The sequence below is a fragment of the Microcoleus sp. PH2017_12_PCY_D_A genome, from assembly GCF_020738565.1.
In the GTDB taxonomy this organism is placed as follows: Bacteria; Cyanobacteriota; Cyanobacteriia; order Cyanobacteriales; family Microcoleaceae; genus Microcoleus.
Window position 1 is genome coordinate 20,737 of sequence record NZ_JAEQCI010000100.1, and the last position, 6,498, is coordinate 27,234.

General features: G+C 46.4%; 7 protein-coding genes and 1 pseudogene. 3 read left to right on the forward strand and 5 right to left on the reverse strand.

Translation table 11 applies throughout. The features are described 5' to 3' along the window. Positions 1–159: 159 nt before the first annotated feature. Positions 160–1,016, reverse strand: a pseudogene (gene purU, locus JGK39_RS25265) (formyltetrahydrofolate deformylase). 387 nt (positions 1,017–1,403) lie between these two features. Between purU and JGK39_RS25270 the strand changes: the two are divergent. Continuing rightward, positions 1,404–1,718: a hypothetical protein gene (locus JGK39_RS25270; protein WP_293259080.1), complete on the forward strand. Its 315-nt coding sequence runs from the start codon at positions 1,404–1,406 to the stop codon at positions 1,716–1,718. Between the two features lie 227 nt (positions 1,719–1,945). Here the strand turns inward: JGK39_RS25270 and JGK39_RS25275 are convergent, their stop codons facing one another. Then, on the reverse strand, positions 1,946–2,872 hold the full coding sequence (locus JGK39_RS25275) for a TIGR01777 family oxidoreductase (RefSeq protein ID WP_293259082.1): 927 nt from the start codon (positions 2,870–2,872) through the stop codon (positions 1,946–1,948). A gap of 145 nt (positions 2,873–3,017) precedes the next feature. Between JGK39_RS25275 and JGK39_RS25280 the strand changes: the two genes are divergently transcribed. Continuing rightward, positions 3,018–4,649 carry a DUF3352 domain-containing protein gene (locus JGK39_RS25280; RefSeq protein WP_293259084.1) on the forward strand — a complete coding sequence of 544 codons (1,632 nt, stop codon included), beginning with the start codon at positions 3,018–3,020 and terminating at the stop codon, positions 4,647–4,649. Then, positions 4,627–4,758, forward strand: coding sequence for a hypothetical protein (locus tag JGK39_RS25285; protein WP_293259086.1), 132 nt, complete (start codon positions 4,627–4,629; stop codon positions 4,756–4,758). Before JGK39_RS25280 ends, JGK39_RS25285 begins: the two co-directional genes overlap by 23 nt. 119 nt (positions 4,759–4,877) lie before the next feature. Here JGK39_RS25285 and JGK39_RS25290 read toward each other — a convergent pair whose 3' ends face one another. From JGK39_RS25290 to JGK39_RS25300, 3 genes are all read right to left on the reverse strand, one after another. Next, entirely contained in the window at positions 4,878–5,075 is a 198-nt protein-coding gene (locus JGK39_RS25290) for a hypothetical protein (protein ID WP_293132876.1), read from the reverse strand. Between the two features lie 197 nt (positions 5,076–5,272). Beyond that, entirely contained in the window at positions 5,273–5,689 is a 417-nt protein-coding gene (locus JGK39_RS25295) for a tetratricopeptide repeat protein (RefSeq protein ID WP_293259088.1), read from the reverse strand. 236 nt (positions 5,690–5,925) lie between these two features. After that, positions 5,926–6,279 (reverse strand): iron-sulfur cluster assembly accessory protein, encoded by a 354-nt coding sequence (locus JGK39_RS25300; protein WP_293297725.1) that lies wholly within the window; start codon positions 6,277–6,279, stop codon positions 5,926–5,928. Positions 6,280–6,498 lie beyond the last annotated feature (219 nt).

Sequence of the window (6,498 nt, forward strand, 5' to 3'; positions counted from 1 at the left end):
GCAGTCAGAAACCGGGTTTTTTACGAAAATTATTCGTTGCAGCCCGCCCATCAGGCAAAAAACCCGGTTTCTTTGGTCTCCATGCGAGTTGTCTCGTCAGAGAAAAAATGTTACCTGTGAAGTCAACGGAAAAATGCGATCGCCATTCAAGTGAAAAATTCAAGCAAAAACAACAGTGCGATTGCCATAAACCAAAACACGATTTTGTAAATGATATCGCACCGCCCTTGCCAAAACAACCCTTTCTAAATCTTTACCTTTCCGAACCAAATCGGACACTTCATCGCGGTGACTCACGCGCACAACATCTTGCTCAATAATCGGGCCAGCATCTAAATCTGGCGTCACATAATGAGCAGTCGCACCAATAATTTTTACCCCCTCTTTCATAAGCCCTTTCGTAGGGATTCGCCCCCCACAAACGCGGGCAAAAATGAATGGTGAATATTAATCACAGTGGGAAAATTCATCATAAAATCTTGACTCAATATTTGCATATATTTCGCCACAACTACTAAATTAATGTTGTATTTCTTGAGAGTATCTAACTGTTGTGCTTCTTGAATAGCCTTATTCTCTTTATTAATGGGAATATACTCAAAATCGATACCATACTGTTCGGCAACGGGCTTTAATTTTTCATGATTGCTGATAATCAAGGGAATTTCACCCGGGATTTCCTTAGAGCGTTGTCGCCAAATCAAGTCTAACAAACAATGATCTTGGCGGCTTACCCAGAGCGCAATCCGTCGAACTTCCTCCGAGAAATGTAATTGCCAATTTGCTTGTAAATCCTTGGCAAGTTCCCTAAAAGCATCTGTCATTTCTTCGATGCTTAAGTCAAAACCGTCTAATGGCCATTCCAGACGACTTAAAAATAATCCTGCGGTAAAATCTGTATGGTGATCGGCATGGATAATATTGCCATTATGGGAGGCTATAAAATTAGCAAGTAAGGCGACAAGCCCTTTGCGATCGGGACAGGAAATCAAAAGAGTTGCAGTCGGGCTAGTCATGGTATAATGGCAAGGGTATTAATTTTTAATTGATTATATCAGGATCATCGCGATCTCGCGAGACAATTGCCTAATTTTCTCGTTCCCCGGCTCTGCCTGGAAACGCAGATAACTCTTGCTTTGCCTTGCCTTAACCATCTTACAAACCCTCGATCGCCGCAATGGGCAGAAGCAGATACAAAGTAATATATTCCGACAACCAACCGCACTTCGTAACTTCTACAATTATCAACTGGATTCCTGTATTCACTCAACCCGAAATAGCACAAATAGTCTTAAATTCCTTAAGTTTTCTGCAACGGGAGAAGCGTTTGGCTTTACACGGTTACGTGAAAGGTGGAAAATCACTTGCACTTAATCGTAACTGCTTCAGACTTGTCAACGCAAATGAGAACTTTTAAATCATTTACAGCTCGCTCCATAATTGACTTGCTTGAAAAAAACAAAGCTACCAACATCCTGGATCAGCTCGAATTCTATAAAAAGCTACACAAAAAAGACCAAAAATACCAGCTATGGCAAGAAGGGTTTCACCCACAAGCTATTTTGAATGAGGAAATGCTGTTGCAAAAATTGGAATACATTCACAATAATCCTGTCCGGCGCGGCTATGTGGACGATCCGGCTTGTTGGAGATATTCTAGTTATCGAAACTATATGGATCGGGATGGATTGTTGGTAGTTGATTTGATTGATTTTTGAGTGTGATGATTTATTTGAAGGAGCGATGCAGAGGCTGTCGATTTGCGTTCCCAGGCAAAGAAAGCCGGGGAACTAGGCATTTGAATGACCGAGGCAGAGCCTCTGGATTTGCGTTCCCAGGCTCTGCCGGGGAACGAGGGATAACGAGGGAAAGGACTGAGGCAGAGCCTGTGGATCTGCGTTCCCAGGCAGAGCCGGGGAACGAGGGATATTTAAAAACGCAGGATTTAATTACCAGCTAAAATCTCTTCCAGTGCTAACTTCAGCGTTGGATACTGATATTGAAAACCGCTCGCCAAAGTTTGTTTAGGCAAAACTTTCTGCCCTTCCAACACAACTTTAGCGCCATCTCCCAACAGTAATTCTAAAGCAAAACTTGGCACCGGCAACCAAGAAGGCCGACTTAAAACTTCCCCTAAAGTTTGGCACAATTCATTCATCCGCACAGGATTCGGTGCTGTTGCATTCAAAACGCCTTGAACTTGCGGATTTTGGAGGGCATACAAAATTAAATCAACCACATCCTCGCGGTGAATCCAAGAAAACCACTGTTTTCCTGTGCCAATCGGGCCGCCTGCAAATAGTTTAAAAGGTGGCAGCATTTTAGCTAGGGCGCCTCCCATTCCTAAAACTATTCCCAGCCGCAAAATTGCTAGCCTGGTGCCCGCATTTTTGGCAGGTTGGGCTGCTGCTTCCCAGTCTTTGCAAACTGCTGCTAAAAAATCGTTTCCCGCAGGGCTGTTTTCGTCAAACTCGGCGGTTTCGCTGGTTCCGTAATAGCCGATCGCACTTGCGCTCACAAACACCGATGGCCTAGGATTAGCATTGACGATCGCCTCTACCAATTTTGCTGTCGTCAATCTGCGACTGTCCAGAATCGCTTGCTGGCGCGCCTGAGTCCACCTTTCCTCCGCAATCGGCACCCCAGCTAAATTAACCACAGCGTCGCAGCCCGCGATCGAATTTTGCCAATCACCAGACTCCGCCGGAGTGTAGGCGACAACTTCCAAATTTGGATAAGCAGAAGCCGGGAAAACTCGCCCAGCTTTCGCCGCATCTCTACTCAAAACTACCACTTGATGTCCGGCTGCTTGCAGCTTCTCCACCAGCCGGGTACCTACAAATCCCGTTGCTCCCGCGATCGCTACTTTCATATTTCTTCCCGCACTTCAAACAGCAGTTTACACGATCGCCCGAACCAGTTTTAAATTCTATAAAAATAAATAGCCCGTTCGATCGCCTCCCCACAAGCCCAGTGGATTTTCATTAAACTGATAAAGGACGCTAGGATCGAAAACAATGCCTGCAAAAAAACCAAAGCTTCTAATTGCTGCTACCGCCGTCGCAGCAGGTAGCGCCGCGGTCTACTTTTACGTACACGGTTTGAGCCAACAAGTATCCAACCCCCAAGACAGCGCCAAAGTTGTACCCGACGAAGCAATGATGGCCGCCTTCATCTCCCCCAATCCCCAAGCGCTGTCCCAGTTGCAGCAATTCGGCACCCCGGGCGCTCAAAAGTTGGTCGGTGGGGGTTTGAAGGCCTTTCAAGAACAAAGCTTGGCAGGCACTCAAATCGACTTTGAGAAAGACTTAAAGCCCTGGCTGGGGGGCGTGATGGTGGCTTTGTTACCCCCAGATGCTACTGCTAAAACAGATCCTCCTAAACTGCTCGTTGTAGTCAGTGTCAAAAATAAAATTAGCGCTTGGAATTTTGCGAATAAATTAAAATCTCAGCAAGGTGCCACAACTCAAGAAACTGAGTATAAAGGAGTTAAAATTTCTGAGATTGCAGAGCCAACAGGCAAGCGCTACAGTGTGGCTTTGTTGAACGACCAATTAGTGATGGCTCCTTTGAGAAAGCCTGTGGAATTGGCGATCGATACTTTTAAAGGTGCACCCTCCCTCGCCACGCAGCAGAGTACAACTAAGTTTTTTTCTGAGAGTGCTGGTGTAAAGAATCCGATCGCAACTGTTTACATGGCTGACTATCCTGCCGCGATGCAGCAATTGAAAGCTAATTTGCCAGATGATTTTCAATTGCCTTCGACAGTGCTTTCCCAGTTTAAACAAGTCAAGTCTTTGGTAGCGGGAATTGGGGCGGACAGTTCGGGATTGAGAGTAAAAACCATCGCTCAGTTAGACCCCAAATTCGCGCAGCAAAAGCCGCCAGTCGGATCGAAATTGTTGCCCAGATTTCCCGGCGAAACCATTGCTTTAGTAGGCGGTAAGGGACTCGATCGCCTTTGGGAGCAGGCCACGGCTGAAGCAAAAGACAGCCCGGAAGTTGACAGGGGCATTGAGCAGGTGAGGAGTAGTTTTAAGCGGTTGGATTTGGATGCGGATCGTGATGTTTTTGGCTGGATGAATGGGGAATTTGCGATCGGGGCGATCGGTTCGGAGCAAGGTATTTTGTCTCAGTTGGGGATGGGGGCGGCGATGATTTTTGAAACGAGCGATCGCCCCGCCGCGGAAGCCACCCTCAAAAAACTCGATGCGATCGCCAAAAGCAATCCTACAGTCAGCGTCGCCCCCAGACAAGTGCAGGGAAAAGAGGTTACAGAGTGGCAAATACCGCAGCAAGGCACTTTATTCGGGCACGGTTGGCTGAATGAAAATTCTGTATTTGTCGCTTTCGGCGGCCCTTTAGTCGATGTCATCACCACAGCGCCGCCGCAACCGTTAAGCAGCAGTCCCAGTTTTCAGGCGATCGCCACTGCTTTACCGCAAGCCAACCAAGGTTACTTTTACATAGATATGGAAAAAACCATGTCATGGGCAAACCGTTATTTGCTCGCAGTGCAGCCCAATTTAGTTTCGCCGCCCGTCGCTGAATTGCTCAATTCTCTCCGAGGAGTCAGCGTCGCCACAACTTCGACAGAACCCACAACTGCTCAGCTCGATCTGCTTTTTGCCTTCAAATCTAACAATTAGGGAATTGGGAATTGGGAATTGGGAATTGGGAATTGGGAATTGGGAATTGGGAATTGGGAATTGGGAATTGGGAATTGGGAATTGGGAATTTTTAACCAATGACAACTGACAACTGACTAATGACTAATGACTAATGACTAATGACTAATGACAAAAAAAAGTTGCTGCCTCTCCAGGGAGGGCAGCTACTCAAATAAAGCATTTTAATGTCTCTCAAAAACTTCTGGATTAACCTTCAGACGTTCCCGACTTATTCGGCAATTGCAAGTCATCAGGATCTACATAATGACAAACTGCTTTGTCCATGCAAATCAATGCCCAGCCGGATTTATCAATGCTCATCAACTTGTAAGAAGCGGGCTGAATAAAGAAACCTTTGTGGTTGCGGGTTGCTGGTTTGATGTTAACGTGGCTGTCAGTGCTCATGTCGTTACAACTCCTAGTATTTATGGTAGTCAAGTCTGAAAACCGCTGTGTCGGTTTGTCGATCGTCTAAGTTTTCAAATACTAGCACTGACTTGCTGAGTTTTCCATAAAGTTATTTATTGATTTATTACGATCTCGTAATAAACCGCAAACCAGATTTCCTCGATCCCCGCCACCAAATCGACTTGTTTGCGCGGTTACGGCTCCAGAAGCCACTGTTTAACGCGGGCGAGACTTTTCCAGTCCGGTTTTCTGCTTAATCCTTCTTCAAAATTTTTTTTAACTTCCTCTAACAACTCTTCGGAAGCCATCAGGAGTTGCTGAGCGACTTCTACGTGGGGGCGCACCCCTTTTTCTTTGAGGTCGAGGATCGCCACTGCTAGGTTGATGCGAGCTTGGGGGTCGTGAGGGTTCAATTTAACGGCGGTTTTCGCTGCTTTTTGAGCCGATGTGGGTTTATTTTCCAAAAGGTAGAGCCACGCGAGGCTAGCCCAGGCATTGCCATTTTTGGGAGATTTCTCGCACAATTCTTTGAACACGGGGATCAGATTAGCAGGGGCTTCGCCAGCTTGGTAGCGATCGAAACCGTCTTTAAACATTTCTTCAGGGGTCATTCGATTTTGGATTTTGGATTTTAGATTTTAGATTGATTGAAAGCATCCGTGCGGGACACTCCTAAGTCAATCCGAGGTTCTGCAATTGTGGATTTTGGATTCAATAATTGCTTGAAAGCATGGGGTGCGGGACAAAGGAAGCGCATCCGAGGCTGATTGTCGATCGCGATTGTCAGCAACTAGCTTCAGACCAATTACCGATGCCCGATGCCCCTACTCCCAAGCAATTTTCCCATTTAAGCAGAAAAAGAACTGCCACAACCGCAAGTTTGAGTAGCGTTGGGGTTGGTAAACTTAAAGCCGCCGCCGATCATGGCATCGCTGAAGTCGAGAACCAAACCGTATAGATAAAGAATGCTCTTGCGATCGCACACTACCTGAAAACCCTCGTAGTCGAACACTTCATCGTCAGATTTCACAGTGCTGGGGTCTGCGAAATCCATCACGTAAGACATACCAGAACAGCCGCCCTGCCGCACCCCTACCCGCAAGCAGAGGTCTTTACCTTGTTTTTCTCGAAGAGCTAAAACTTGACGAACAGCAGAGTCCGTCATTTGAATGCCCCGCTGTTGGGAAATCGCTTGAGTCATAATTTTTCGAACTCCTGAGACTGTCGAATGTTAAGAGTTTAATCTTATCCATCAATTGTACAGGGAATCCCCAGTGTTATAATTTTTTTGTGGCGAACCGGGGCAGTACCGGCGTTGGGCTTAAAAAGCTTCATGAAAGTTCGTGCAAGAACTAGCCACATTTGATGCTATCTGGTGATGGGGACAGCTTAAGCGCTGCCACAGCGAGCTATGAAAATT